We start from the raw sequence: 25,820 nt of genomic DNA, 5'->3' as shown, positions 1-25,820 counted from the left end.
GCTCACATCTTGTCCGGTGCGCCCACGCCCAGGACGGCCAGGCCGTTGCGCAGCACCCGGGCGGTGGCCGCGACCAGCGCCAGCCGCGCCCGCTTCAGCGCCTCGTCGTCCACCAGGATGCGCTCGGCATCATAGTAGGAGTGGTAGGTGGCGGCGAGCTCGCGCAGGTAGAAGGTGACGTCGTGCGGCGCGAAGTCGGCGGTCGCGGCGGACAGCATCTCCGGGTACCTGGCCAACTGCAGCATCAGCGCCAGGGCGGCCGGGCTGTCCAGCACGGACAGCTGCGCGTCGGGCAGCGTCGCCGGGTCGCCGCCCCAGGCCGCCAGCACCGACTGGATGCGCGCGTGGGCGTACTGCACGTAGTACACCGGGTTGTCGTTGTTCTGCGCCAGCGCCAGGTCGATGTCGAACACGTACTCGGTGTCCGGCTTGCGCGACAGCAGGAAGAAGCGCACCGCGTCCTTGCTGGTCCACTCGACCAGGTCGCGCAGCGTCACGTAGCTGCCGGCCCGCTTGGAGATCTTGACCTCCTCGCCGCCGCGCATCACCCGCACCATGGTGTGCAGCACGTAGTCGGGGTAGCCGGCCGGGATGCCGACGCCGGCCGCCTGCAGGCCGGCGCGCACCCGCGCGATGGTGCCGTGGTGGTCGGTGCCCTGGATGTTCACCACCTTGTGGAAGCCGCGCTCCCACTTGGTGATGTGGTAGGCCACGTCGGGCACGAAGTAGGTGTACGTGCCGTCGGACTTGCGCATCACGCGGTCCTTGTCGTCGCCGTAGTCGGTCGACTTCAGCCACAGCGCGCCGTCCTGCTCGTAGGTCTTGCCGGCCTCCTGCAGCCGGCGCACCGCGGCGTCGACCTTGCCGCTGGTGTACAGGCTGGACTCGAGGTAGTAGTTGTCGAACCGGACCGCGAACGCCTGCAGGTCCAGGTCCTGCTCATGGCGCAGGTAGGCGACGGCGAACTGGCGGATGCCGTCCAGGTCGGCGGGGTCGCCGGAGGCGGTGAACTCGCGGTCGTCGGCCTTGACGGTCTGGCGGGCCAGGAAGTCGCGCGCGATGTCGGCAATGTAGTCGCCGTTGTAGGCCGCCGCGGGCCAGCCCGCATCGCCCGGCTGGACGCCCTGGGCGCGCAGCTGGGTCGAGGTGGCCAGGGTGGCGATCTGCACGCCGGCGTCGTTGTAGTAGAACTCGCGCCAGACGTCCCAGCCCTGGCTTGCGTACAGGTTGCAGATCGCGTCGCCCAGCGCCGCCTGGCGGCCGTGGCCGACGTGCAGCGGCCCGGTCGGGTTGGCCGAGACGAATTCCACCAGCACCCGCTGGCCGTTGGCCGGCTGGGTGCCGAAGCGGTCGCCGGCCTGCAGCACCTCGCGCACCACCTGCTGCTTGGCGGCCGGCTTCAGGCGGATGTTCAGGAAGCCGGGGCCGGCGATCTCGACGGCGTCGACCCAGCGCTGGAACGCCGGCGCCTGCAGCAGCTGGTCCTTCAGGGTCTGGGCCACCTGGCGCGGATTGGCCTTGAGCGGCTTGGCCAGCTGCATGGCGGCGGTGCAGGCCAGGTCGCCGTGGGCCGCCACCTTGGGCGACTCGAATGCGGCCCTGGCGCCGGCACCGGGCGACAGCTGGTCCAGCCCGGACGCGAGCGCGCCCAGGAGTTCTTCTTTCACGAGGAGCATCGAGGGATTCTAAAGAGGCGGGCCCGGCCGCCCCCGGCTAGGCGCCGAAGCCCCTGGCAAGGAAGGCCGCCGCCAGCGGGATCAGCGGGATGATGTGGGCCTGCTGCATGACCCAGCGGCGCACCTGGCGCACCTCGTCCGGCCCGGGCAGGGCGCCACTCGCGCGCAAGGCCCGGCGCCAGCCGAGGAAGCGCCGCGTCGGCCGGATCGACAGCAGGCCGACGGCGACGAACAGCGCCAGCTTGAGCCACAGCAGCCAGTTGTGGCCGTACCAGCCGGCGCCCTTGGCGCCCAGCAGGACCCGGGCCGCACCGGTCAGCAGCACCGCGCCGGCCGCGATGCCGTAGACCCGGTCGACGGTGACCAGCCGCTCGACCACCCGGGCATTGAGCCACTCGGGCCGGCACAGCGCCGCCTCGCTGGCGATGAACACCACCAGGGTCAGGATGGCCAGCAGGTGGGCGTAGGCGAGCAGGGCTTCGGTGGCCATGGGCGAGCGCGCTCAGGCAACGTTCCAGAACTCGGGCTGGCCGAAGTGCTGCTTGAGGAAGTCGATCCACAGCCGCAGCCGCACCGGCAGGTGCTTGCGCTGGGGAAAGACGGCGTAGATGCCGTTCGGCGGTGCGGCGTACCCGGCCAGCACCTCCACCAGGCGGCCGGACGCAATCTCGCCCTCCACCTCCCAGGTGCTGCGCCAGGCGATGCCGTAGCCCTGCAGGCACCAGTCGTGCAGCACCTGCCCATCCGAGCAATCGAGCGGCCCGGCCGGCTTGAGGTGCACCAGCTCGTGGCCTTCGCTGCGCCCGGCCTCGGCGCCATCGGCGGCCCCGGGGGCGCCGCGCGGCACCCGGAAGGCCCAGCCGCGCACCTGGGAGGCGTCGCTCGACAGCGTCAGGCAGTCGAAGCGCGCCAGGTCGTTGGGGTGCTGCGGCGTGCCGTGGCGGCGCAGGTACTCCGGCGTGGCCACGCAGAGCCGGCGGTTGTCGGCCATGCGCACCGTCACCAGCGACGAGTCGGGCAGGTCGCCGACCCGCACCGCGCAGTCGTAGCCCTCGCCGGCCAGGTCGACCACGCGGTCGCTCAGGTTGAGCGAGATGGTCACGTCCTTGTGCTGCTCGCGAAAGCGCGGCACCAGCGGCGCCACGTGGCGGCGGCCGAAGCCGGCCGGCGCCGTGATGCGCAGGTGGCCGCTGGCCTTGACCCCGCCGGCGCTGACGCTCGCCTCGGCGTTGGCGACATCGGCCAGCAGCCGCTGGCAGTCTTCCAGGAAGGCGCTGCCTTCGTGGGTGAGGGTCAGCCGGCGGGTGGTGCGCACCAGCAGCTTGACGCCGAGACGCTCTTCCAGGGCGTCGAGCCGCCGCCCCATGATCGCGGGCGCCACGCCCTCGGCCTTGGCCGCCGCCGTCAGGCTGCCCCGGGTGGCAACGGAGACGAAGGACTCGAGTTGCTTGAGCTTGTCCATGCTGCCGCAGATTATGGGCATGGAGGTTCGCAATTGGGGGCAATGACGCCGTCTTTACTGCTGAGTCGAGAGGCAACACCGCCGGCTGTGCTCCGTCGCACGCGTCGGCGACAGTACGACGCCGTGGGCAGCGATCCGGATTCCATCGATTTCGATCCCGAATCAAATCACTTTCCGTCGCCTAAACAGAAGCTCAAGGTCGGAATACAGTTCCGGCCTGTCCGCAGCGACGTGCCGCGGCACGCCGCCTGCTTTCCGTTGTTCCAGGAGCCCTGCATGACCGCCCGCACCACCGTCCACCGCCTCGAAGTCGCCACCGAGCTGTATCGCTTCATCGAAGACCAGGCCTTGCCGGGCACCGGCGTGGACAGCGCCACGTTCTGGAAGGGCTTCGATGCCGTCGTCCACGACCTGGCGCCCAAGAATGCCGCGCTGCTGGCCGAGCGGGATCGCCTGCAGGCCGAGATGGACCGCTGGCACCGCGCCCACCCCGGGCCGATCCGCGACATGGCCGCCTACCGCGGCTTCCTCGAACAGATCGGCTACCTGGCGCCCCATCCCCGCGGTGCCCGCGCCACCACCACCCGGGTCGACGCCGAACTCGCCCTGCAGGCCGGCCCGCAGCTGGTGGTGCCCATCCTGAATGCGCGCTATGCCCTCAACGCCGCCAATGCGCGCTGGGGCTCGCTGTACGACGCGCTGTACGGCACCGACGCCATCCCCGAGACCGGCGGCGCCGACAAGGGCCCCGGCTACAACGAGGTGCGCGGCGCCAAGGTGATCGCCCGCGCCCGCGAGGTGCTCGACCAGGCCGTGCCGCTGGCCAGCGGCTCGCACCGGGACGCCACCGGCTACAGCGTCCAGGCCGGCCGGCTGCTGGTGGCGCTGCGCGGGGGCGCCAGCAGCGGCCTGCGCAACCCGGCGCAGTTCGTCGGCTACCGCGGCGAGGCCGCCAACCCGGCGTCGGTGCTGCTGGTCAACCACGGCATCCACCTCGACGTGGTCATCGACCGCAGCAGCCCGATCGGCCGCACCGACGCGGCCGGCGTCGCCGACGTGGTGCTGGAGGCGGCGCTGTCGACCATCCTCGACCTCGAGGACTCGGTGGCCGTAGTCGACGCCCAGGACAAGGTGCTGGCGTACGCCAACTGGCTGGGCATCCTGAAGGGCACGCTGACCGAGCAGGTGAGCAAGGGCGGACGCAGCTTCACCCGCGGCCTCAACCCCGACCGGGTGTACACGGCGCCGGCCGGCGGCGAGGTCCGGCTGCATGGCCGTTCGCTGCTGTTCGTGCGCAACGTCGGCCACCTGATGAACAACCCGGCCATCCTGTGGGACGGCGGCAAGGAGATCCCGGAGGGCATCCTGGACGCCATGGTGACCACCATGATCGCCATCCACGACCTGAAGGGCCACGGCGCCAACGGGATCCGCAACTCGCGCACGGGCTCGGTCTACATCGTCAAGCCCAAGATGCACGGTCCGGCCGAGGTGGCCTTCGCCGACGAGCTGTTCACCCGCGTCGAGCAGGTGCTCGGGCTGGCGGCCAACACGGTCAAGCTGGGCATCATGGACGAGGAGCGCCGCACCAGCGTCAACCTGCAGGCCTGCATCGCGGCCGCGCCGGCGCGGGTGGCCTTCATCAACACCGGCTTCCTCGATCGCACCGGCGACGAGATGCACACCGCGATGCTGGCCGGTCCCATGATCCGCAAGGGCGAAATGAAGACCACGCCCTGGATCCAGGCCTACGAGCGCAACAACGTGCTGGTCGGCCTGGCCTGCGGGCTGCGCGGGCGGGCCCAGATCGGCAAGGGCATGTGGGCCATGCCCGACCTGATGGCCGCGATGCTGGAGCAGAAGATCGCCCACCCGCGCGCCGGCGCCAACACCGCCTGGGTGCCCTCGCCCACCGCGGCCACACTGCACGCGCTGCACTACCACCAGGTCGATGTCGCCGCCGTGCAGCAGGAGCTCGAGGCGATCGACGCCGACGCCGAGCGCGACACGCTGCTGGCCGGCCTGCTGCAGGTGCCGGTGGCGGCGCAGGCCAACTGGTCGGCGCAGGAGCGCCAGCAGGAACTGGACAACAACGTGCAGGGCATCCTGGGCTACGTGGTGCGCTGGATCGACCAGGGCGTGGGCTGCTCCAAGGTGCCCGACATCCACAACGTGGGCCTGATGGAGGACCGCGCCACCCTGCGCATTTCCAGCCAGCACATCGCCAACTGGCTGCAGCACGGCGTGGTCACCGAGGAGCAGGTGCGCGAGACCTTCCGCCGCATGGCGGCGGTGGTCGACCAGCAGAACGCGGGCGACCCGGCCTACCGGCCGATGGCCGGCAACTGGGACACGTCGTCGGCCTTCCGCGCCGCCCAGGACCTGGTGTTCCAGGGCAAGGAGCAGCCGTCCGGCTACACCGAGCCGCTGCTGCACGCCTGGCGCCTGCGGGTGAAGGCGGCAGCCGCGGCATAAGAAACAAGGTTTAAAGGTAACCTTTGTGACTATTTGAATCCGTGTGGTGTCGCCGCGCCGCACCGGCCAATTCATCCCCACGGATGAGCTTTAAACTGGTCCGGCCATGCCGGTTCCCAACCTCGTCCGCCCCTGCCTGAACGAAGCCGTTGCCCGCGCCCCGCGGCTGATGGAACGGGCGATCGACGAGGCGGTGGCCGCCCTGGAAGCGGAGGCGGCGCGCCGCGCCGGCGCCAACTGGCGTGACCACCAGGCAGCCGCCCGGGCGCTGGCCGGCCGCCGGGCCGCCCTGCTCGACCGCTTCCCGCGCCAGCTGCGGGCCGCGCTCGAGCATCCGGCGCCGGCCGCGGGCAGCGGCGGCGGCATGCGGCCGTCCTCGCTGACGCTGGTCGACGACGCCGAACTGATGCAGTCGATCGAATCGGCCCGCCTGGCACAGGCCGTGTCCGGGCCGGTCGACGGCGCGCGCGCCGAACTCGACGGCCTGATGAGCGCGGCGCTCGGCCTGGACGGCATCCAGCCCGAACACAACCCGCTGCGCGTCGAGGTGTTCACGACCACCCTGCGCGCGGTGCTGGCCGACCCGGCCCCGGAGCAGCCGGGCTGGCCGGCGCTGTGGATGCGCCACATGGCCGAGCCGGTGGCGCACGACCTGGTGCGCATCTATCAGGCGGCCAGCAAGCTGCTGCAGCAGGCCGGCGTCACCACCGCCGGCTACCGGCTGCTGACCGCCGCCGCCCCGCTGGCCCGCGCCTCGCGCGCCGCGCCGCTGGAGACGCCGTCGCGTGCGGCGGCGCTGGCGGCGGCGCGTCCGGCCACCGGCTTCGGCGCCTGGGTCGGGACGGCGCTGCAGGCCCTGCGCGGGCCGCTGCTGCGCGATTTCCTCGGCGGCCAGGCCCTGTCGTCGGGCCAGCTGCCGCTGCAGCAACCGCTCGATGCCGGCTGGTATGCCCGGGTCGACGCCGAGCTGGCCTCGCTGGAGTCGGGCCCCGAGGAGGACCGCTACGACGCCGGCGCCGCGGCCCGCCACGCCCACCTGCCGCCGGTGGAGCGGCCGGCGCGCGCGGTCGGCACCCGGCTGCCGCTGGACGACGCCCAATGGGGCGAGTACGGTGCCCCACGCCAGCGCTCGCTGGTGCGCACGCGCCTGAAGCAGCAGGCCCGCCAGGTCGGCCAGGCGGTCGGCCTGGAGGTGGTGCGGCAGCTGCTCGACGAGGTGGCGCAGGACCCGCGCCTGCTGGCGCCGGTGCGCGAGGCCATCGTCGCGCTCGAGCCGGCGCTGGCGCGCCTGGCCCTGCACTCTCCGCAGTTCTTCGGCGACGCCGCCCATCCGGCCCGCCGCCTGCTGGAGCGGGTGGCCGAGCGCAGCTTCCGCTTCAACGACGAATTCGCCGAGCCGTTCCAGCAGTTCTTCGGCCCGGTGCGTGACGGCTTCAATGCCCTGATCCGGCTCGAGCCGCTGCAGGATCCGCAGCCGTTCGCGGCCGCCCTGGCCACGCTGGAGGACGGCTGGAGCCGGCAGGACCGCGACGACGAGGCGGCGCGCCAGCGCATGCTGGAGGCGGTGCGGCAGGCCGAGGTGCGCCAGCAGGAAGCCGAGCGCATCGCCTGGGACCTGAGCCAGCGCAGCGACCTCGCCGGCGCGCCGGCGCTGGTGCAGGACTTCCTGTTCACGCAATGGGCGCTGGTGGTGGCGCAGGCACGCCTGCAGGGCGCCGGCGGCGTCGACCCCGGAGGCTACCTGGGCGTGGTCAGCGACCTGCTGTGGAGCGTCAAGCGCGAGACCGCGCTGCGCGACCCGGCCCGTGCCTTCGTGGCCATCCCGCGCGTACTGGGCAAGCTGCGCGAAGGCATGGCCCTGCTCGGCCAGCCGCCGGAAGACACCCAGAGCTTCTTTGCCGCGCTCGAACAGCTGCATCGGCCGGTGCTCAAGCTGCGCGCGCGCCACCGCCAGCAGGCCTTCGAGGCACCGACGGCGGCCGTCGCCGACGAGGCCCAGCTGCAGCCGGCGGCGGCGCGCAAGCCGCAGGAGGCGCCGGCGCTCTGGCTGGCCCCGGGCGAGTCGCAGGCCTGCGGCTTCGGCGACACCGTGCTGGTCGACGAGCCCCCGGTGCCCGACGCCGCGCCGGCGGCCGGCCACCTGCTGTCCGCGGCCGAGGCCGAGGCGGTGATCGAGCAGCTGGCCGAAGGCACCTGGGTCGACCTGCACGCGCGCCAACAATGGCGGCGGGCCCGCCTGGTGTGGACCGGCACCCGGCGCACCCTGTTCATGTTCGTCGGCGAGGGCGGCCAGCCGCATTCGATGACGCGCCGCAGCCTGCAGCGGCTGGTGGCCGGCCGGCTGCTGCGCCCGATCGAGGCCCACGCGGTGGTCCAGCACGCGATCGACGCGCTGTCGAAGCCGCAACCGCAACCGCTGGCTGCCTGACGGCACCGGCCACCGTGCGGCGGCACGGCGGTAGACTGCTTCGCATGCCCCCGGATACCGATTCGCCGGCGCCCGACGCTGGCCGCTGCCCCCTGTGCGCGGGCCGAAATGGCTGCGCGATGGAACTGCAACGGCTGACCGGCCAGGTCCAGCCGCCCTGCTGGTGCACGGGCGCGAGCTTCCCGCCCGACCTGCTCGACCGCATCCCCGCCGCCGACCGCGGCCGGGCCTGCATCTGCGCCGCCTGCGCCGCGCCGACTGTGCCGTGAGCGGCCGGGGCTCGAACCTCGCCGAGCTCAGCGCCCGCTACGGGCCGCGCTACCGCTGGCTCCTGCTGCTGTCGGTCATGGTCGGCACCATGGCCTCGGTGATGTCGTCGACCATTGTCAACGTCGCCATCCCCGACATGAGCCGGCACTTCCTGCTCGGCCAGGACCGCGCCCAGTGGGTCAGCTCCGGCTTCATGGTGGCGATGACGGTCTCGATGCTGACCACGCCCTGGCTGCTGGGCCGCTTCGGCTACCGCGCCACCTACGTCGGCACCATGCTCGTGCTGCTGGCCGGCGGCATGGCCGGCGGGCTGGCGGCGCATTTCCCGATCGTGCTGCTGGCCCGGGTTGCCGAAGGGCTGGCCGCCGGCGTGGTGCAGCCCATCCCCGCCATCATCATGCTGCGCGCGTTCGAGCCGCACGAACAGGGCCGGGCGTCCGGCCTGTTCGGCATGGGCGTGGTGCTGGCGCCGGCCCTGGGGCCCAGCATCGGCGGCGTGCTGGTCGATCTGTTCGGCTGGCGCTCGATCTTCTTCATGGTGGTGCCGTTCTGCCTGGCCTCGCTGGTGCTGGCGTACCGCTACGTGCCGACCAGCGCACCCGGCGGCGCCGAGGCCTCGCGCGGCGCCGGCCTGGACTGGCGCGGGCTGGTGCTGGCCACGATCGGCACCCTGTCGCTGCTGAACGGCCTGGTGGAGCTGCACGGCCAGGCCCACGGCCGCGCCATCGCGCTGCTGGCCCTGTCCGCGGCCGCGCTGGTGGGCTTCGTCGGCTGGCAGCGCCGCGCCGCCGCCAGCGGGCGCGCGCCACTGATGAACCTGGCGCTGTTCGGCTACCGCACCTTCGCCATGGGCAGCATCGTCGCCTTCATCTACGGCACCGCCCTGTTCGGCTCGACCTACCTGCTGCCGGTCTACATGCAACTGGCGCTGCACCTGCCGGCCTCGCACGTGGGCACCATCCTGCTGCCGGCCGGCATCGTGCTGGCATTCACCATCGGCGGCGTCGGCCGCCTCACCCACCGGGTGCCCACCCGCATCCTGGTGACCATCGGGCTGGTGCTGCTGACGGCCTCGTTCGGGCTGATGGTCACGGTGGACGCGACCGCCCCGCTGGTGCTGCTGGTGACCTTCGCCGTCCTGGGCCGCATCGGGCTGGGCTTCATCCTGCCCTCGCTCAACCTGGGCGCGATGCGACCGCTGCACAAGGACCTGATCCCGCAGGGCGCCAGCACGATCAACTTCCTGCGCATGGTCGGCGGCGCGGCCGGCGTGAGCCTGTGCGCCATCGTGCTCGAGTGGCGCATCGGGGCCCACGGCGACTCGCTGGCCAACCCGCAGACCAGCCCGGCGCGGCTGGCCGCGTTCGACGAATCGTTCCTGCTGCTGGCGGCCGTGTGCGGGCTGGCGATCCTGGCCGCCTGGCAGCTGCGCGACCCGCCACGCAGCGGGCCCGCTGGCGGAGAATGACCGCATGTGCCAGCTGCTCGGGATGAACTGCAACACGCCGACCGACGTCACGTTCAGCTTCACCGGCTTCGCCCAGCGCGGCGGCCGCACCGACCACCACGCCGACGGCTGGGGCATCGCCTTCTTCGAGGGGCGCGGGCTGCGCCACTTCGTCGACCACCAGCCGGCCTCGCAGTCGCCGGTGGCCCAGCTGATCCAGCGCTACCCCATCCGCAGCCGCAACGTCGTCGCCCACATCCGCAAGGCCACCCAGGGCGAGGTGGCGCTGGAGAACTGCCACCCGTTCGTGCGCGAGCTGTGGGGCCGCTACTGGGTGTTCGCCCACAACGGCGACCTGAAGGACTTCGAGCCGCGGCTGCACGCCAACTTCCGCCCGGTCGGCAGCACCGACAGCGAGCGCGCCTTCTGCTGGATCATGCAGGAGCTGTGGAAGTCGCACGCCGGCGTGCCCAGCGTCGCCGAGCTGACGCTCACGCTGGGCGAGCTGGCGCCGCGCATCGCCCGCCACGGCCCGTTCAACTTCCTGCTGTCCAACGGCGACGCGCTGTGGGCGCACTGCGCCACCAACCTGTTCCACGTCGAGCGGCGCCATCCGTTCGCGCACGCGCAGCTGAAGGACGAGGACCTGTCGGTCGACTTCTCGCGCAACACCTCGCCCGACGACCGGGTGGCGGTGGTGGTCACTTCGCCGCTGACGGTGAACGAAGAGTGGGTGCAGATGCAGCCGGGCGAGCTGCGGGTGTTCGTCGACGGCGCCGGCGCCGACCTGCCGGCCCAGGCGCGGCGCTCGGTCTGAGCGCCGCTAGGACTTGCCGGCGGGCAGCTCGATGCCCGGGAAGATCTTGATCACCGCGCTGTCGTCCTCGCGCCCGTGGCCGGCCGCCGAGGCCTGCAGGAACATCTGGTGCGCCGTCGCCGACAGCGGCAGCGGAAACTTGCTGGCGCGCGCGGTGTCCAGCACCAGCCCGAGGTCCTTGACGAAGATGTCGACCGCCGACAGCGGCGTGTAGTCGCCGGCCAGCACGTGGTTCATGCGGTTCTCGAACATCCAGCTGTTGCCGGCGCTGTGCGTGATGACCTCGTACAGGGCGGCGGCGTCCACCCCTTCGCGCAGCCCCAGCGCCATCGCCTCGGCGGCGGCCGCGATGTGCACGCCGGCCAGCAGCTGGTTGATGATCTTGACCTTGCTGCCGTTGCCGGCCCGCTCGCCCAGCCGGTAGACCTTGGCCGCCATCGCCTCCAGCACGCCGCCGGCCTTGTCGTAGGCCTCGGGCCGGCCGGCCGTCATCATGGTCATCTGGCCGGTCGCCGCCTTGGCGGCGCCGCCCGAGATCGGGGCGTCGAGGTACAGCAGGCCGCGCTCGGCCAGCCGGCCTTCCAGCGCGGCCGACCACTCGGGCGGCACGGTCGAGCACATCGCGACCAGGCTGCCGGGCTTGAGCGCCGCCGCGGCGCCGTCGGGACCGAACAGCACCTGCTCGGTCTGGGCCGCGTTCACCACCACGCTGACCAGCACGTCGCAGCCGGCCGCGACCTGCGCCGGGCTGGCGCAGGCCGTCCCGCCGTCGGCCGCGAAGGCCCGGCAGGCCTCGGCGCGCAGGTCGTACACGTGCACGTGGTGCCCGGCGCGGCGCAGCGACTGCGCCATGCCCAGGCCCATGGCGCCCAACCCGACCAGTCCGATCTGTCGCATGCGATCTCTCCTTGTCAGCCCGCCAGCGCGGCCTCGAGTGCGTCGACGAACATCGCCGGCACGTCGAAGCCGGTCTGCTCGGTGATTTCCTGGAAGCAGGTCGGGCTGGTGACGTTGATCTCGGTCAGCACGTCGCCGATGACGTCCAGCCCCACCAGCAGCAGCCCGCGCGCGGCCAGCGTCGGCCCCAGCGCCTGGGCGATCTCGAGGTCGCGCGCCGACAGCGGCTGGGCCACGCCCTTGCCGCCGGCCGCCAGGTTGCCGCGCACCTCGCTGCCCTGCGGGATGCGCGCCAGGCTGTAGGGCACCGGCTTGCCGCCGATCACCAGCACCCGCTTGTCGCCCTGCGCGATGGCCGGCACGAAGCGCTGCACCATCAGCGTGGTCGCGCCCTGGGCATTGAGGGTTTCGACGATGGCGCCGAGGTTGAGGCCGTCGGCACGGACCCGGAAGATGCCGGTGCCGCCCATGCCGTCGAGCGGCTTGAGGATGATGTCCTGGTGTTCGGCGTGGAAGCTGCGCACCTCGGCCGGGTCGCGCGTCACCAGCGTCGGGCTGAGGAACTGCGGGAACTCCATGATGGCCAGCTTCTCGGGATGGTCGCGCAGCGCCGCCGGCTTGTTGAACACGCGGGCGCCCTCGCGCTCGGCCTGCTCCAGCAGGTGGGTGGCGTAGAAGTACTCCGGGTCGAACGGCGGGTCCTTGCGCATCACCACCGCGTCGAACTCCTTGAGCGGCCGCACCAGCTCCGACTCGCTCTGCTCGAACCAGGCATCGGGCGCGCCGGTCAGGCGGATCTCGCGCACGCTGGCCTGCACCACCCCGCCCGAGCGCCAGGACAGGTGGCGCGGTTCGCAGGCGGCGATGCGGTGGCCGCGCCGCTGCGCCTCGCGCATCATCGAGAAGGTGGTGTCCTTGTAGATCTTGAACACCTCGAGCGGGTCGGCCACGAAGAGCAGGTTCATCGCATGCGAAAAGGTAGGGCGGAACGGGGCCACTGTGGCACAAAAGAGCGGGACTGCGCCGGCCTCACCTGGCCGGTGCCGGCGGGATCGCCAGCCCGCGCTGCACGGCCGGGCGGGCCAGGAAGGCGTCGAGCGCGCGCTGCACCTGCGGGAAGTCGGCGAAGCCCACCAGGTCGGCGGCGCCGTAGAAGCCGACCAGGTTGCGTACCCAGGGGAAGGTGGCGATGTCGGCCACCGTGTACTCGTCGCCGGCGATCCAGGCGTGCCGGCCCAGCTGGCCCTCCAGCACGCCCAGCAGCCGCTTCGCTTCGGCGGCGTAGCGGTCGCGCGGCCGCTTGTCCTCGTAGTCCTTGCCGGCGAACTTGTGGAAGAAGCCGACCTGGCCGAACATGGGCCCGACGCCCCCCATCTGGAACATCAGCCACTGGACGGCCTGCCAGCGGGCGGCCGGATCGGCGGGCAGGAAGCGGCCGGTCTTCTCGGCCAGGTACAGCAGGATGGCGCCCGACTCGAACAGGGCCAGCGGCCGGCCGCCGGGGCCGTCCGGATCCAGGATGGCCGGGATCTTGTTGTTCGGGTTGAGCGACAGGAACTCGGACGACAGCTGGTCGTGGGCCTGGAAATCGACCCGGTGCACCTCGTAAGGCAGGCCGGTCTCCTCCAGCAGGATCGAGACCTTGACGCCGTTCGGGGTGGGCAGCGAGTACAGCTGCAGGCGCTCGGGGTGGCGGGCCGGCCACTTGCGGGTGATGGGGAAGGCGGACAGGTCGGTCATGGCCGTCACCGTAGCACGGCGGGCAGTGGGCCCGCGCCGGCGCGGGCACTGGCGGCGTGCTAGCGCCGGCACGCCGCGCCGCCGGCGGCGGGCGGCCGGACGTCGTGGTTTACGGCAATGCCGCGTGCGGCTCGGCTGTCTACACTCGGCGGCTCCAATCCATCCCCGTGAGGAGTTCCCGATGAAGCGCATGACGCTGCTGCCCCTCGTGCTCGCCCTGGCCGCCACCGGCGTGTCGGCCCAGGAGACGCTCAAGAAGGTGGCCGACACCAACAAGCTCACGCTCGCCTACCGCGAGTCATCGGTTCCCTTCAGCTACCTGGCCGGCCCCGGCAAGCCGGTGGGGATGATGGTGGAGGTGTCCGAGGCCATCGCCGCCGAGGTCAAGAAGGTCACCAACAAACCCAACCTCGAGGTCGCCTGGCAGGCGGTCACGTCGCAGAACCGCATCCCGCTGCTGAGCAACGGCACGATCGACGTGGAATGCGGCTCCACCACCAACAACTCCACCCGCGGCAAGGAAGTGGCGTTCGCCATCAACCACTTCTACACCGGCACCCGCCTGCTGGTGAAGAAGAACTCGGGCATCAAGAGCTACGCCGACCTGAAGGGCAAGACCATCTCCACCACCGCCGGCACCACCAACTTCCAGGTGCTGCGCAAGTACAACCAGGACAAGGGCCTGGACATGAACATCCTGACCGGCAAGGACCACGACGACTCCAAGCTGCTGGTGGAGAGCGGCCGCTCGGTGGCGTTCGGCATGGACGACATACTGCTGTTCGGGCTGAAGGCCAACGACAAGAACCCGGCCGACTGGGACGTGGTGGGCGAGCCGCTGCAGGTCGAGCCCTACGCCTGCATGCTGCGCAAGGACGACCCGCAGTTCAAGCAGCTGGTCGACCGCGTGATCGGCAACATGATGAAGAGCGGCGAGTTCGAGAAGCTGTACGCGAAGTGGTTCACCTCGCCCATCCCGCCCAACAACATGAACCTGGGCTTCCCGATGGCGCCCGAACTGAAGGACAACCTGAAGGCCCAGAGCGACAAGCCGGCGACCTGAGGCCGCGCAGCGGCCGCAAGGTCGCCGCCCCGGCGCAGGCCGGGGCCCCTACAAGGGCGCCGCGGGGTGCCCTTTTTTCTTGCGGCGATGAAGCCGCAGCAGACCAGGCCCGTGCCACCGCGGAACCGGCTTCGCCGGGCCGCTGGTGGCGCCCCTCGAGGGGAGGCGCCGAAGGCGCTTCGGGGTGGTCCTAGATCTCGATCTTCGAGCCCAGCTCCACCACCGCGTTGTTCGGCAGCTTGAGGAAGTCGGCGGCCGCGCTGGCGTTCAGGTGCATCTGGGCGAACAGCTTCTCGCGCCAGGTGGCCATGCCGCCGCCGATGGTGGGCACCACCACGTCGCGCGACAGGAAGTAGCTGGTGGTCATGGCCTGGATCTCGCAGCCGCGGTTGCGCATGTGGTCCAGCGCGCGCGGCACGTCGAAGTCGTTCTTGAAGCCGTAGTGGATGACGACCTGCCAGCAGTTGTGGCCGAGCGGCTCGACCTCCAGCCGCTTGCCCAGGCCGATCCAGGGCACCTCGTGGCTGCGCACCGTGACGAACAGGTTGTGCTCGTGCAGCACCTTGTTGTGCTTGAGGTTGTGCAGCATCGCGTTGGGAACGGTGCCGGGCTCGGCCGTCAGGAAGATCGCCGTGCCCTCGACGCGCGTGGGCGGGCTGACGAAGACCGACTCCAGGAAGCTCTTGAGGTCGATGGCGTCGGCGCGCAGTTTCTCGTTCAGGATGCCGCGGCCCTCCTTCCACGTCATCATCAGCGTGAAGACGCAGCCACCGATGGCCAGCGGGAACCAGCCGCCGTGCAGCAGCTTGAGCATGTTGGAGCTGAAGAAGGTGATGTCGACCACGAAGAACCAGCCGGTCGCCGCCACGCACAGCCACAGCGGGTACTTCCAGCTGTAGCGGATGACGAAGAACGTCAGCGTCGTGGTGATCAGCATGTCCAGCGTGACGGCGATGCCGTAGGCCGAGGCCAGCGCGCTCGACGAGCGGAACAGCACCACCGCCAGCACGATGGCCACGAACAGGCCCCAGTTGACGAACGGGATGTAGATCTGGCCGGTCTCGCGCACGCTGGTGTGCTGCACCTGCAGCCGCGGCAGGTAGCCCAGCTGCACCACCTGCTTGGTGACGCTGAACGCCCCGGTGATCAGGGCCTGCGACGCGATCACCGTGGCGGCAGTGGCCAGCACCACCAGCGGCAGCAGCGCCCAGTCGGGCGCCATCATGTAGAACGGGTTCTTCACCGCGTCGGGATTCTCGAGCAGCAGCGCGCCCTGGCCGAAGTAGTTCATGGTCAGCGCCGGCATGACGACGGAGAACCAGGCCAGCCGGATCGGCTGCTTGCCGAAGTGGCCCAGGTCGGCGTAGAGCGCCTCGGCGCCGGTCACGCACAGCACCACCGCCCCGAGGATGACGAAGGTGGTGCCCGGGTGGTGCCACATGAACAGCACCGCGTGGTGCGGGCTCAGGGCCACCAGGATCTCGGGATGGCGCACGATGTTGGAGACGCCCAGCACGGCGATCACGACGAACCAGACGACGGTGATCGGGCCGAAGAACTTGCCGATGCCGGCGGTGCCGCGCTTTTGCACCGCGAACAGGCCGAACAGGATCACCAGCGTGATCGGGATCACGCCCTCCTTGAAGCGCGGCGACACCACCTCCAGGCCCTCGACCGCCGACAGCACCGAGATCGCCGGCGTGATGACGCCGTCGCCGTAGAACAGCGAGCTGCCGAAGATGCCGACCGCCAGCAGCACCCTGCGCAGCTTGGGCTTTTCCTTCACCGCCTGCGATGCCAGCGCCAGCATCGCGATCAGGCCGCCCTCGCCGTGGTTATCGGCGCGCAGCACCAGCACCACGTACTTGAGCGAGACGATGACCGTCAGCGTCCAGAAGAAGATCGACAGGATGCCGTACACGTTGGCCATCGTGAACGGCACGTGGCCGGAGCCGAAGACCTCCTTGACGGCGTACAGGACGCTGGTGCCGATGTCGCCGTAGACGACGCCGATGGCGGCGAGGGTCAGCGCCGCGAGCGAGGATTTCGAGCTCTGCACTAAGGTCCCCCGTCTTCGGGCCGCGGGTGCGGCGGCGGGGGTTCCGGTTCCTTTGGGGACGCTATTGTGCGCCGCTCACCTGCGCCCGTCGCGCCTTTTGTTGCAGCGCAGCAACTGGCGCCGGCCGATCAGTCGTAGGTCTCTGCCTCGGGGTCGGTGGCCTCGAGTTCGTAGCTCGCCGCTAGCATCGCCAGCCGGCCGATCACGCCGTACATGTAGAACCGGTTGGGCGCGCTGGCACCCGGCTTCTCACCCGGCTGAGGTAAGCGCGTACTCTCGGCGAACGCCAGTGGCACGTAGCCGGCGCCCGGCGCATTGAGGTTCTCGTCGATGCCGCGCTCGGGGTGCACGCGATAGAAGCCGCCGACCACGTAGCGGTCCATCATGTAGACCACCGGTTCGGCCACCGCGTCGTGGATGCGCTCGTACGTCTGCACCCCTTCCTGGATGATGACGTCGTGCACCTCCTGGCCGTCCTTGGCGACCGCCATCTTGTTCTTGGTGCGACGGTTGAGCTGGTCCAGGTCCTTCACGTCGCGCACGGTCATGATGCCCATGCCGTAGGTGCCGTTGTCGGCCTTGACGATGACGAACGGCTTCTCGTTGATGCCGTATTCCTTGTACTTCTTGCGCACCCGCGTGAGCAGGGCATCGACGTTGGTGGTCAGGCAGTCCATGCCCGCACCGGAGGCGAAATCGATCTCGCCGCACTTGTTGAACATCGGGTTGATCAGCCACGGGTCGATGCCCAGCAGCTTGCCGAAGCGCTTGGACACCTCCTCGTAGCTCTGGAAGTGGCGGCTCTTGCGCCGCACCGACCAGCCGGCGTGCAGCGGCGGCAGCAGGTACTGCTCGTGCAGGTCCTCCAGGATGCCGGGGGCGCCGGCCGACAGGTCGTTGTTGAGCAGGATGGTGCAGGGATCGAAGTCCTTCAGCCCCAGGCGGTGCCGGCTGCGCACCACCGGTTCGAGCACGACCGACTCGCCGGTGGGCAGGTTGAAGGTGGTCGGCTCCTTGATCTCCGGGCTGATCGAGCCGATGCGCACGTTCAGGCCCGCCATGTGGAAGATGCGCTTCAACTGCAGCACGTTGGACAGGTAGAACGTGTTGCGGGTGTGGTTCTCCGGGATCACCAGCAGGTTCTTGGCCTCGGGGCAGATCTTCTCGATGGCCGCCATCGCCGACTGCACCGCCAGCGGCAGCATCTCGGTGGTGAGGTTGTTCCAGCCGCCCGGGAACAGGTTGGTGTCGACCGGGGCCAGCTTGAAGCCGGCGTTGCGCACGTCGACCGAGGTGTAGAACGGCGGCGTGTGCTCCATCCACTCGAGCCGGAACCAGCGCTCGATGGCCGGCATCGACTCCAGGATGCGCTGCTCGAGTTCGTTGATCGGACCCGTGAGGGCGGTGATGAGATGCGGAACCATGGGAGCCCTCGAGGACGGCCTCGCGCCGTGGGTGAATTGTAGGAAGCTGGGGACGCGGCCGGCGCTTGCAAGGCGCGGCCGTGGCGGCGTCAGCTCTGGCGTGCCAGCGGCAGGTTCAGCAACAGGTTCTGCGGCTTGAGCCGCAGGCGCTGGCCCTCGTCCATCGCCATCGCCAGCCAGACCGGGTGCCCGGCGACCTCGGGCCGCAGCACGTGCGGGTCGGCGAACTCGAGCCGGAACAGGCACAGCATGCGCCGGCCCTGGGCCTCGTCGACGTCCTCGCCGCGGTACAGGGCGTTGAGCACCGCCGTGGCCTGCGCGTCCAGGCCGACGTGCCAGACCCACTGGTCCTCGTCGATCTCGCGCGCCACCTCCACCCGCACCCGCACGCCCAGGAAGTGCCCGATCCAGCGCTCGATCACCTCGCACAGGGCGGCCAGCGCCGGCTGGCCGTGATTGAGCTGCACCACCAGGTCGTGCGCCTCGCTGCGCTCCCAGTACTGGCCGGCGTTGGCCTCGCCCAGCACGTCGAGCTCGGCCTCGCGCGGCGTCGCGCCGGCCTGCCGCAGCAGGTCGACCAGCGAGCCGGGCGTGGCGGCCAGCGCCTGGCTCTCCACCGTCTCCTCGTCGGCCGCCATCACCTGGCCGTCGCCCTGGACGGCGATGCGCTGGGGCCGGAACAGCAGTTCGGCGGCGCGGGCCTGGAACGGCGTCGCGTCCTCGCCCAGCACCTGCCGCAGCAGCACCTGCGTGAGCTGGTGCACCAGCAGCGGCGGCACGTCGACGTCGCGCTGGAACAGCTGCAGGTAGCTGCCCTCGAGCGTCGGCCGCGCCAGCAGGCGCTCGCGGAAGCGCAGCCAGACGGCGTAGTTGTCCGCCGCATCGGGGTCGGCCAGGGCGGCCAGCCGCGCCGTCCCGACCGCCTGGCGCGGCTGCGCCAGCAGCTCCTGGTGCAGCGCGCGTTCGGCGGCGCAGGACTCGGGCAGCGGCGCCAGTTCGGGGCGCTGCAGCAGGTGGCGCAGGAAGTCGTCGGTGACGACCAGCTGGCCGTCGGCATCGGAGCGCAGGAACTGCCAGCCGCAGCCGGGCCAATAGTCAGCCATCGGGGCGGTCAGGTGCGCACTTCGCCCTGGCCGAGCACCACCCACTTCAGCGAGGTCAGGCCTTCGATGCCGACCGGGCCGCGGGCGTGGAACTTGTCGGTGCTGATGCCGATCTCGGCGCCCAGCCCGTACTCGAAGCCGTCGGCGAAGCGGGTGCTCGCGTTGACCATCACGCTGGCCGAATCGACCTCGCGCAGGAAGCGCTGGGCGTGCACGTGGTCGCGCGTGACGATGGCGTCGGTGTGGTGGCTGCTGTAGCGGTTGATGTGGGCGATGGCCTCGTCCAGACCGGCCACCATCTTGATGCTGATGATGGGCGCCAGGTACTCCTCGGACCAGTCCTGCTCGGTGGCCGGCCGCACGTCGGCGCCGCCGACGCGGGCCAGGATGGCGGCCGCCTCGGGGTCGCAGCGCATCTCGACGCCCTTGGCCGCATACACCGCGCCGATGGCCGGCAGGAAGTCGGCGGCGACGGCGCGCGCCACCAGCAGGCCCTCGCTGGCGTTGCAGGGGCTGTACTTCTGGGTCTTGGCGTTGTCGGCGATGGTGACCGCCATCGCCACGTCGCAGGGGTCGTCAACGTAGACGTGGCAGTTGCCGTCCAGGTGCTTGATGACCGGCACCCTGGCGTCGCGGCTGATGCGCTCGATCAGGCCCTTGCCGCCGCGCGGGATGATGACGTCGACGTACTGCGGCATGGCGATCAGCTGGCCGACCGCCTCGCGGTCGGTGGTCTGCACCAGTTGCACCGCGTCCTCGGGCAGGCCGGCGTCGGCCAGCGCGGCGCGCACCAGGCGGGCCAGCGCCCGGTTGGAGTCGATCGCCTCCGAGCCGCCGCGCAGGATGCAGGCGTTGCCGCTCTTGATCGACAGGCTGGCGGCCTCGATCGTCACGTTGGGGCGGCTTTCGTAGACCATGCCGAACACGCCGAGCGGCACGCGCATCTGGCCGACGCGGATGCCGCTGGGCTGCTGGGTCATGCCGCGGATCTCGCCGATGATGTCCGGCATCGCGGCCAGCTGCTCGCAGCCCTGCGCCAGCGTCTCCAGGATCTTCGGCGTGAGCCGCAGCCGATCGACCATCGGCGCGGCGAGGCCGGCGGCCTGGGCCCGCTCGAGGTCGCGGGCGTTGTCGGCGGCCAGCGCCTCGCCCGAGGCGCGCAGCCGGACGGCGATGCCCCGCAGCACCGCGTTCTTCTCGGCGGCGCTGGCGGCGGACAGGCGCGCGCTGGCCTGGCGCGCCTGCCGGCCCAGCGCCTGCATGTAGTCGGGCAGGTCGAGCGGCGCCGGGCCGCCCCTGGCCGCGAGGGCCTCGTCGGGGGGCAGCGCAGCGGCACCGGCCGCCAGCGTGGAGGCGTTCGTTCTTGCGTTCACGCCGGGATTTTCCCACGCGGGGATGGCCCCTGCTGGGCCCCGCATTCCTGGCACAGCTGCAGGGCCAGGCGCTGCAGCGCCTGCCAGCCGTCGGTCGGCCAGCCGGGCGCCTTCAGGCCCTTGACGATGCCGTCGACCACGTGCGCGCCGTGCAGCAGGTTGTCCAGCGCGGTGGCCGACAGGCGCGGCAGGACGCGCTCGAACAGGCGCTCCTTCAGGCCCCACACGCGCTGCTCGCGCAGCGCCACCGGCAGCGGCCGGCCCTCGCCCATCGCGTCCCGGACCCGCTTGAGGGCGCGGATGTCCTCGGCCAGGGTGTAGTGCACCAGCACCTCGGCCTCGCCCTCGGCCTGCAGGCCGTCCAGCATGCGCTGCACGCGCGCGACCTGGCCGCCCAGCACGGCCTCCGACAGCTTGAAGACATCGTAGCGGGCCACGTTGAGGACTGCGCTCTCGACCTGCTCGAACGACAGCTCGCCCCCCGGGTACAGCAGCCCCAGCTTCTGGATCTCCTGGTGCGCCGCCAGCAGGTTGCCCTCGACCCGGTCGGCGAAGAACTGCAGCGTGCGCTGGCCCTCCTCGCCGCCGCGCACGCGCTGGTCCTGGCGGCCCAGGCGCTGGGCGATCCACTGCGGCAGCGCGCCGCGTTCGATCGGGTCGAGCTGGATGGTCACGCCGAAGTTCTCCAGCGCGCCGAACCAGGCGCCGCCGCGCGTCATCTTGTCCAGCCGCGGCAGCAGCACCAGGGTCAGCGTGCTGTCGTTGCCCTGGGCGTCCTGGGCCAGCTGCTGCAGCGCCGGGCTGCCCTCCTTGCCGGGCTTGCCGGTCGGGATGCGGATCTCGACGATCTGGCGCTCGGCGAACAGGCTGAGCGAGCCGCCCGCCGCCAGCACCTCGCTCCAGTCGAAGTGCGCGCCGGCCACCGTGTGCACGGTGCGCTCGGTGTAGCCCTGCACGCGCGCCGCCGCGCGGATGGCGTCGGCCGCTTCCTGCACCAGCAGCGGCTCGTCGCCATGCAGGGTGTAGAGCGAGCGCAGCCCCTTCTGCAGGTGGGCGTTCAGCTGGGCGGCGGCAAGCTGCATGGCCGCGAGTTTAGTCGCGGCCGGCCCTCCAGGCCGCGACGGTGTCGCGGAAGATCGCGGTCGCGCGGTCGATCAGCGCGGCGCTGATCGTGAGCGGCGGCGCGAACCGGATCACCGTCTCGTGGGTCTCCTTGGACAGCACGCCGTTGCGCGCCAGCTGCTCGACCAGTCGGCGTGCGTTGCCGTGCGCCGGATCGATGTCGACGCCGACCCACAGGCCGCGCCCGCGCACGTCGCGGATCAGCGGCCCGGCTGCCTGCTGCACCTCCTGCAGGCGCTGCATCAGGTGCGGGCCGAGCTGGGCGGCGCGCTCGACCAGCCGCTCGTCCTCCAGCACCCGCAGGCCCTCGAGGGCGACCGCCGCCGCCAGCGCGTTGCCGCCGAAGGTGGAGCCGTGGCTGCCGGGATCGAACACGTCCATCACCGGCGCATCGGCCAGGAAGGCGCTGACCGGCAACAGGCCGGCGCCGAGCGCCTTGCCCAGGATCAGCGCGTCCGGGCGGATGCCTTCGTGCTCGAAGGCGAACCACTTGCCGGTGCGGCCCAGGCCGGCCTGCACCTCGTCGTCGACCAGCAGCACGCGGTGGGCCGTGCACCAGTCCCGCAGCTCGGCGAAGAAGCCCGGCGGCGGCAGCACAACGCCTGCCTCGCCCTGGATCGGCTCGACCAGCACGGCGCAGGTGTTGGGCGTGGCCGCCGCCCGCACGCTGGCCATGTCGCCGAAGTCGAAGTGACGGAAACCGGGTGCGAACGGGCCGAAACCGGCGCGGTACTCGGGCTCGCTGGAAAAGCCCACGATGGTGGTGGTGCGGCCGTGGAAGTTGTTGCGCGCCACCAGGATCTCGGCCTGGCCGTCGGGGATTCCCTTGACGCGGTGGCCCCAGCGGCGGGCGCACTTGATCGCCGTCTCGACCGCCTCGGCGCCGGTGTTCATCGGCAGCGCTCGCTCGAAGCCGGCCAGCGTGCACAGCTTGGCCAGGAAGGGTCCGAGCGTGTTGCCGTGGTAGGCGCGCGAGGTGACGGCGACCTTGTGCAGCTGGCGCTGCGCTGCGGCGACGACGCGCGGGTGCAGGTGGCCGTGGCTGACGGCCGAATAGGCGCCCATCATGTCGATGTACTCGCGCCCCTCGACGTCCCAGACCAGGCAGTCGAGGGCGCGGTCGACCACGACCGGCACCGGGTGGTAGTTGCGGGCACCGAACCGCGCCTCGAGGGCGACGAAGTCCTGGCTGCCGGGTCCGACCTGGCTGTCCATGGCGGCTCTCCTCGGGGACGCAGCCCCGGTTGAGTCACTCTAGGCCGGCACGGCCCGGGCCGGCGTCAGAGAACGCCTCGTCCGGCCGGATTTACAGGGACTTGATGGCGCCCAGGCGCCGCATCAACTGCTGCACCAAATCGTTCTGCATGTCGCGGTAGAGCAGGCCTTCCTCGGCCTCCTTGGCCAGCACCGCGGTTTCGTTGAAGCTGATGTCCCGCTGCTGCAGCAGCTCGGTCTCGGGAATGAGTTCCTTGCCCTGCGGCGTGCGCAGCTTGAACTTCATCCGGATGCGCAGCTGCAGCTCGCGCACCTGGCCGGAGGCGTTCACGCCCACCACCACCCGCTCGCGCCGCTCCTCCGGCACGTCGAGGATGACCTGCGCCTGGTCGGGCCGCCCGCTCAGGGGCAGCACCTGCATCTCGGGCACCGAGGACAGGTTGCGCCGCAGGTCGGTCGACACCGCCGAGCCGGAGGTGATGAGGATGGACTTGAAGGCGAAGTCAGGCGCCCGGCGCAGCTCGAAGCCGCAGCCGGCGAGGACGGCGGGCGCGACGGCCAGCAGCAGGCGGCGCCGCATCACACGACCAGGTTGACCAGCCGGCCCGGCACGATGATGACTTTCTTGGGCGTCGCGCCGGCGGCGAACTTCTGGTAGCCCTCGCTGGCCAGCGCCACCCGCTCGATCTCGGCCTTGTCGGCCGTGGCCGGCACGGAGATGGTGCCGCGGTGCTTGCCATTGACCTGCAGCACCAGCTCGACCTCCTCCTGCACCAGCGCCTGTTCGTCGATGCGCGGCCAGGGCGCGTCGAGCAGGTCGCCGTGCAGCGTCTCGTAGCCGAGCTGCTGCCACAGCGTGTGGGTCAGGTGCGGCGTGACCGGGTACAGCACCCGCAGCAGGATGCCGAAGCCCTCGGCCCGGGCGGCGTCGGCGCCGGCGTCGCCGGAGCCCTTGTCGTCCTCCAGTGCGTTGAGGATCTTCATCGCGCCCGAGACCACGGTGTTGTACTGCATGCGGGCGTAGTCGTAGTCGACCTGCTTGAGCACCGCGTGCACCTCGCGCCGCAGGGCCTTGGCCGGCTTGCCCAGGCCGGCCAGGTTGCGCAGCGCCTTGGCCTGGCCGGCGACGGCGTCGCCCTGCGCCAGCCGGTGGCCGAACGCCCAGACCCGGCGCAGGAAGCGGTAGCTGCCTTCCAGCGCGGCGTCGTTCCACTCCAGCGTGGCCTCGGGCGGGGCGGTGAACATGGTGTACAGGCGCGCGGTGTCGGCGCCGTACTTCTCGATCAGGTCCTGCGGGTCGACGCCGTTGTTCTTGGACTTGGACATCGTGGTCCAGCCCTCGTAGGCCACCGGCTTGCCGTCGGCCCGGGCGGTGGCCGAGACCACCTTGGCGTGCTCGTCGCGCACGATGTCCAGGTCGTGGGCCCAGAAGTACTGCTTGCCGGTCGTGGTGCGCGAGAACGCCTCGTTCAGCACCATGCCCTGGGTGAGCAGCTTGGTGAACGGCTCGTCGATGGCGATCAGGCCGAGGTCGCGCATCACCTTGGTCCAGAAGCGCGCGTACAGCAGGTGCAGGATGGCGTGCTCGATGCCGCCGATGTACTGGTCCATCGGCATCCAGTACTGCGAGCCGCTGGCCACCATGGCGTCGTCGCTGGACGGGTCGCAATAGCGCATGAAGTACCAGGACGAGTCGACGAAGGTGTCCATGGTGTCGGTCTCGCGCCGCGCCGGCTTGCCGCACACCGGGCAGGCGCAGGCGAGGAAGTCCTCGCGCTTGTTCAGCGGGTTGCCGCTGCCGTCGGGCACGCAGTCCTGCGGCAGCACCACCGGCAGGTCCTTCTCGGGCACCGGCACCGCGCCGTGCTCGGCGCAGTGGATGATGGGGATGGGCGTGCCCCAGTAGCGCTGGCGGCTGATGCCCCAGTCGCGCAGGCGCCAGGTGGTCTTCTTCTCGCCCAGGCCCTTCTGCTCGAGGGCGTGCGCCACCGCGTTCACCGCCTCCTCATAGCCGAAGCCGCTGAAGATGTCGGAGTTGATGGTGACGCCGCGCTCCTTGTCGGCGTACCAGTCCTGCCAGTGGCGGTAGTCGTAGGTCTCGCCGTCGACGTGCACCACCTCCATGATGGGCAGGTCGTACTTGAGCGCGAACGCGAAGTCGCGCTCGTCGTGGCCGGGCACGCCCATGACGGCGCCGTCGCCGTAGCCCATCAGCACGTAGTTGCCGACCCAGACGTCGACCGGCTCGCCGGTGATCGGGTGCGCCACCTGCAGCCCGGTGGGCTGGCCTTCCTTGTCGCGCAGCGCGAGCTCGGCCTCGGTGGTGCCGCCCTTCTTGCTCTCCTCGATGAACGCGGCCAGCTTGGGGTTGTTGCGGGCGGCGTGGGTGGCCAGCGGGTGCTCGGGCGCGACCGCGCAGAAGGTGACCCCCATGATGGTGTCGGCCCGGGTGGTGAAGACGTACAGGCGGCCGTCGCCGATGAGGTGGCCGGCGGCATCGCGGATGGTGTGCGGGAACGCGAAGCGCACGCCCTCGCTGCGGCCGATCCAGTTCTCCTGCATCAGCTTGACCCGCTCGGGCCAGCCGGGCAGCCGGTGCTGCACATGGTCGAGCAGCTCGGCCGCGTAGTCGGTGATCTTCAGGTAGTAGCCGGGGATCTCGCGCTTCTCGACCGGGGCACCGGTGCGCCAGCCCTTGCCGTCGATCACCTGCTCGTTGGCCAGCACGGTCTGGTCGACCGGGTCCCAGTTGACGACCTGGGTCTTGCGGTAGGCGATGCCCTTTTCCAGCATCTTCAGGAACAGCCACTGGTTCCACTTGTAGTAGCTGGGGTCGCAGGTGGCGACCTCGCGCGACCAGTCGATGGCCAGGCCCATGGCCTGCATCTGGCCCTTCATGTAGGCGATGTTCTCGTACGTCCAGCGGGCCGGCGGCACGCCGTTCTTCAGCGCCGCGTTCTCGGCCGGCAGGCCGAAGGCGTCCCAGCCCATCGGCATGAGCACGTTGTAGCCGTTCATGCGCAGGTACCGCGTCAACATGTCGTTGATGGTGTAGTTGCGCACGTGGCCCATGTGCAGCTTGCCGCTCGGGTAGGGCAGCATCGAGCAGGCGTAGAACTTCTTCTTGCTCGCGTCCTCGACGACGCGGTAGGCATCGCGCCCGGTCCAGTGCGCCTGGGCTGCGCGCTCGACCTCGAGGTGGTTGTACTTGTCTTGCATGCGCGGAATTCTAGGCGGCGCAGGCCGGGG

At 70.9% G+C, this 25,820-nt stretch carries 20 protein-coding genes; 6 read left to right on the top strand and 14 right to left on the bottom strand.

Annotated features, from left to right (window positions below; all coding sequences use genetic code 11):
• Window positions 1–2: 2 nt before the first annotated feature.
• From argS to GON04_RS14300, 3 genes are read right to left on the bottom strand one after another with little or no spacing between them, the layout of a single operon-like run.
• Window positions 3–1,676 carry an arginine--tRNA ligase gene (gene argS, locus GON04_RS14310; RefSeq protein ID WP_157398756.1) on the bottom strand — a complete coding sequence of 558 codons (1,674 nt, stop codon included), beginning with the start codon at window positions 1,674–1,676 and terminating at the stop codon, window positions 3–5.
• A 37-nt stretch (window positions 1,677–1,713) separates the two neighbouring features.
• On the bottom strand, window positions 1,714–2,166 hold the full coding sequence (locus GON04_RS14305; protein WP_157398755.1) for a DUF2214 family protein: 453 nt from the start codon (window positions 2,164–2,166) through the stop codon (window positions 1,714–1,716).
• Window positions 2,167–2,178: 12 nt separating this feature from the next.
• Window positions 2,179–3,138: a LysR family transcriptional regulator gene (locus tag GON04_RS14300; RefSeq protein WP_157398754.1), complete on the bottom strand. Its 960-nt coding sequence runs from the start codon at window positions 3,136–3,138 to the stop codon at window positions 2,179–2,181.
• A 276-nt stretch (window positions 3,139–3,414) separates the two neighbouring features.
• On the opposite strand from GON04_RS14300, the gene GON04_RS14295 reads away from it, so the two are divergent.
• The 5 genes from GON04_RS14295 to GON04_RS14275 all read left to right on the top strand — a co-directional run bounded on the left by GON04_RS14295 (window position 3,415) and on the right by GON04_RS14275 (window position 10,575).
• Window positions 3,415–5,613, top strand: coding sequence for a malate synthase G (locus GON04_RS14295; RefSeq protein WP_157398753.1), 2,199 nt, complete (start codon window positions 3,415–3,417; stop codon window positions 5,611–5,613).
• A 106-nt stretch (window positions 5,614–5,719) separates the two neighbouring features.
• Complete coding sequence (locus tag GON04_RS14290; RefSeq protein WP_157398752.1) at window positions 5,720–8,041, top strand: DUF1631 family protein; 2,322 nt, start codon at window positions 5,720–5,722, stop codon at window positions 8,039–8,041.
• Window positions 8,042–8,160: 119 nt separating this feature from the next.
• Window positions 8,161–8,310 (top strand): cysteine-rich CWC family protein, encoded by a 150-nt coding sequence (locus GON04_RS14285; protein ID WP_338050972.1) that lies wholly within the window; start codon window positions 8,161–8,163, stop codon window positions 8,308–8,310.
• Entirely contained in the window at window positions 8,307–9,779 is a 1,473-nt protein-coding gene (locus GON04_RS14280; RefSeq protein WP_338050971.1) for a DHA2 family efflux MFS transporter permease subunit, read from the top strand. Before GON04_RS14285 ends, GON04_RS14280 begins: the two co-directional genes overlap by 4 nt.
• Before the next feature lie 4 nt (window positions 9,780–9,783).
• Window positions 9,784–10,575: a class II glutamine amidotransferase gene (locus GON04_RS14275; protein ID WP_157398750.1), complete on the top strand. Its 792-nt coding sequence runs from the start codon at window positions 9,784–9,786 to the stop codon at window positions 10,573–10,575.
• Window positions 10,576–10,581: 6 nt separating this feature from the next.
• Here GON04_RS14275 and ltnD read toward each other — a convergent pair whose 3' ends face one another.
• The 3 genes from ltnD to GON04_RS14260 form a co-directional block, all read right to left on the bottom strand.
• Window positions 10,582–11,472: an L-threonate dehydrogenase gene (gene ltnD / locus GON04_RS14270; RefSeq protein WP_157398749.1), complete on the bottom strand. Its 891-nt coding sequence runs from the start codon at window positions 11,470–11,472 to the stop codon at window positions 10,582–10,584.
• 14 nt (window positions 11,473–11,486) lie between these two features.
• Window positions 11,487–12,437 (bottom strand): glutathione synthase, encoded by a 951-nt coding sequence (gene gshB / locus GON04_RS14265; protein WP_157398748.1) that lies wholly within the window; start codon window positions 12,435–12,437, stop codon window positions 11,487–11,489.
• A 64-nt stretch (window positions 12,438–12,501) separates the two neighbouring features.
• Window positions 12,502–13,212 carry a glutathione S-transferase N-terminal domain-containing protein gene (locus tag GON04_RS14260; protein ID WP_157398747.1) on the bottom strand — a complete coding sequence of 237 codons (711 nt, stop codon included), beginning with the start codon at window positions 13,210–13,212 and terminating at the stop codon, window positions 12,502–12,504.
• Window positions 13,213–13,393: 181 nt separating this feature from the next.
• Between GON04_RS14260 and GON04_RS14255 the strand changes: the two genes are divergently transcribed.
• A complete protein-coding gene (locus tag GON04_RS14255) occupies window positions 13,394–14,275 on the top strand; it encodes a transporter substrate-binding domain-containing protein (RefSeq protein WP_157398746.1) in 882 nt (293 codons plus the stop codon).
• 190 nt (window positions 14,276–14,465) lie between these two features.
• Here the strand turns inward: GON04_RS14255 and GON04_RS14250 are convergent, their stop codons facing one another.
• From GON04_RS14250 to leuS, 8 genes are all read right to left on the bottom strand, one after another.
• On the bottom strand, window positions 14,466–16,334 hold the full coding sequence (locus tag GON04_RS14250; protein WP_181654073.1) for a KUP/HAK/KT family potassium transporter: 1,869 nt from the start codon (window positions 16,332–16,334) through the stop codon (window positions 14,466–14,468).
• A 128-nt stretch (window positions 16,335–16,462) separates the two neighbouring features.
• Complete coding sequence (gene gshA, locus GON04_RS14245; protein WP_157398745.1) at window positions 16,463–17,758, bottom strand: glutamate--cysteine ligase; 1,296 nt, start codon at window positions 17,756–17,758, stop codon at window positions 16,463–16,465.
• An 89-nt stretch (window positions 17,759–17,847) separates the two neighbouring features.
• A complete protein-coding gene (locus GON04_RS14240) occupies window positions 17,848–18,861 on the bottom strand; it encodes a DUF6352 family protein (protein ID WP_157398744.1) in 1,014 nt (337 codons plus the stop codon).
• Window positions 18,862–18,869: 8 nt separating this feature from the next.
• Window positions 18,870–20,123, bottom strand: a complete 1,254-nt coding sequence (locus GON04_RS14235) for a glutamate-5-semialdehyde dehydrogenase (protein WP_157398792.1) — start codon at window positions 20,121–20,123, stop codon at window positions 18,870–18,872.
• A 107-nt stretch (window positions 20,124–20,230) separates the two neighbouring features.
• Window positions 20,231–21,316 (bottom strand): DNA polymerase III subunit delta, encoded by a 1,086-nt coding sequence (gene holA, locus GON04_RS14230; RefSeq protein ID WP_157398743.1) that lies wholly within the window; start codon window positions 21,314–21,316, stop codon window positions 20,231–20,233.
• Between the two features lie 10 nt (window positions 21,317–21,326).
• Window positions 21,327–22,571 carry an ornithine--oxo-acid transaminase gene (rocD, locus tag GON04_RS14225; RefSeq protein WP_157398742.1) on the bottom strand — a complete coding sequence of 415 codons (1,245 nt, stop codon included), beginning with the start codon at window positions 22,569–22,571 and terminating at the stop codon, window positions 21,327–21,329.
• Between the two features lie 91 nt (window positions 22,572–22,662).
• The gene (locus tag GON04_RS14220) at window positions 22,663–23,154 is read right to left on the bottom strand and encodes an LPS-assembly lipoprotein LptE (protein WP_370530053.1); all 492 of its coding nucleotides are present in this window, start codon (window positions 23,152–23,154) and stop codon (window positions 22,663–22,665) included.
• Window positions 23,151–25,790, bottom strand: a complete 2,640-nt coding sequence (gene leuS, locus GON04_RS14215) for a leucine--tRNA ligase (RefSeq protein ID WP_157398740.1) — start codon at window positions 25,788–25,790, stop codon at window positions 23,151–23,153. The genes GON04_RS14220 and leuS overlap by 4 nt, the downstream gene beginning before the upstream one ends.
• Window positions 25,791–25,820: the final 30 nt, after the last annotated feature.

It is taken from the genome of Ramlibacter pinisoli, from assembly GCF_009758015.1.
Lineage (GTDB): Bacteria > Pseudomonadota > Gammaproteobacteria > Burkholderiales > Burkholderiaceae_C > Ramlibacter > Ramlibacter pinisoli.
This window is presented reverse-complemented; position numbering and strand designations above follow the sequence as displayed.

What these genes read in the sequence shown, in the direction of transcription:
- argS (WP_157398756.1), bottom strand. Translation starts at nt 1,676, where the DNA reads ATGCTCCTCGTGAAAGAAGAACTCCTGGGCGCGCTCGCGTCCGGGCTG.
- GON04_RS14305 (WP_157398755.1), bottom strand. Translation starts at nt 2,166, where the DNA reads ATGGCCACCGAAGCCCTGCTCGCCTACGCCCACCTGCTGGCCATCCTG.
- GON04_RS14300 (WP_157398754.1), bottom strand. Translation starts at nt 3,138, where the DNA reads ATGGACAAGCTCAAGCAACTCGAGTCCTTCGTCTCCGTTGCCACCCGG.
- GON04_RS14295 (WP_157398753.1), top strand. Translation starts at nt 3,415, where the DNA reads ATGACCGCCCGCACCACCGTCCACCGCCTCGAAGTCGCCACCGAGCTG.
- GON04_RS14290 (WP_157398752.1), top strand. Translation starts at nt 5,720, where the DNA reads ATGCCGGTTCCCAACCTCGTCCGCCCCTGCCTGAACGAAGCCGTTGCC.
- GON04_RS14285 (WP_338050972.1), top strand. Translation starts at nt 8,161, where the DNA reads ATGGAACTGCAACGGCTGACCGGCCAGGTCCAGCCGCCCTGCTGGTGC.
- GON04_RS14275 (WP_157398750.1), top strand. Translation starts at nt 9,784, where the DNA reads ATGTGCCAGCTGCTCGGGATGAACTGCAACACGCCGACCGACGTCACG.
- ltnD (WP_157398749.1), bottom strand. Translation starts at nt 11,472, where the DNA reads ATGCGACAGATCGGACTGGTCGGGTTGGGCGCCATGGGCCTGGGCATG.
- gshB (WP_157398748.1), bottom strand. Translation starts at nt 12,437, where the DNA reads ATGAACCTGCTCTTCGTGGCCGACCCGCTCGAGGTGTTCAAGATCTAC.
- GON04_RS14260 (WP_157398747.1), bottom strand. Translation starts at nt 13,212, where the DNA reads ATGACCGACCTGTCCGCCTTCCCCATCACCCGCAAGTGGCCGGCCCGC.
- GON04_RS14255 (WP_157398746.1), top strand. Translation starts at nt 13,394, where the DNA reads ATGAAGCGCATGACGCTGCTGCCCCTCGTGCTCGCCCTGGCCGCCACC.
- gshA (WP_157398745.1), bottom strand. Translation starts at nt 17,758, where the DNA reads ATGGTTCCGCATCTCATCACCGCCCTCACGGGTCCGATCAACGAACTC.
- GON04_RS14240 (WP_157398744.1), bottom strand. Translation starts at nt 18,861, where the DNA reads ATGGCTGACTATTGGCCCGGCTGCGGCTGGCAGTTCCTGCGCTCCGAT.
- GON04_RS14235 (WP_157398792.1), bottom strand. Translation starts at nt 20,123, where the DNA reads ATGCAGGCGCTGGGCCGGCAGGCGCGCCAGGCCAGCGCGCGCCTGTCC.
- holA (WP_157398743.1), bottom strand. Translation starts at nt 21,316, where the DNA reads ATGCAGCTTGCCGCCGCCCAGCTGAACGCCCACCTGCAGAAGGGGCTG.
- rocD (WP_157398742.1), bottom strand. Translation starts at nt 22,571, where the DNA reads ATGGACAGCCAGGTCGGACCCGGCAGCCAGGACTTCGTCGCCCTCGAG.
- leuS (WP_157398740.1), bottom strand. Translation starts at nt 25,790, where the DNA reads ATGCAAGACAAGTACAACCACCTCGAGGTCGAGCGCGCAGCCCAGGCG.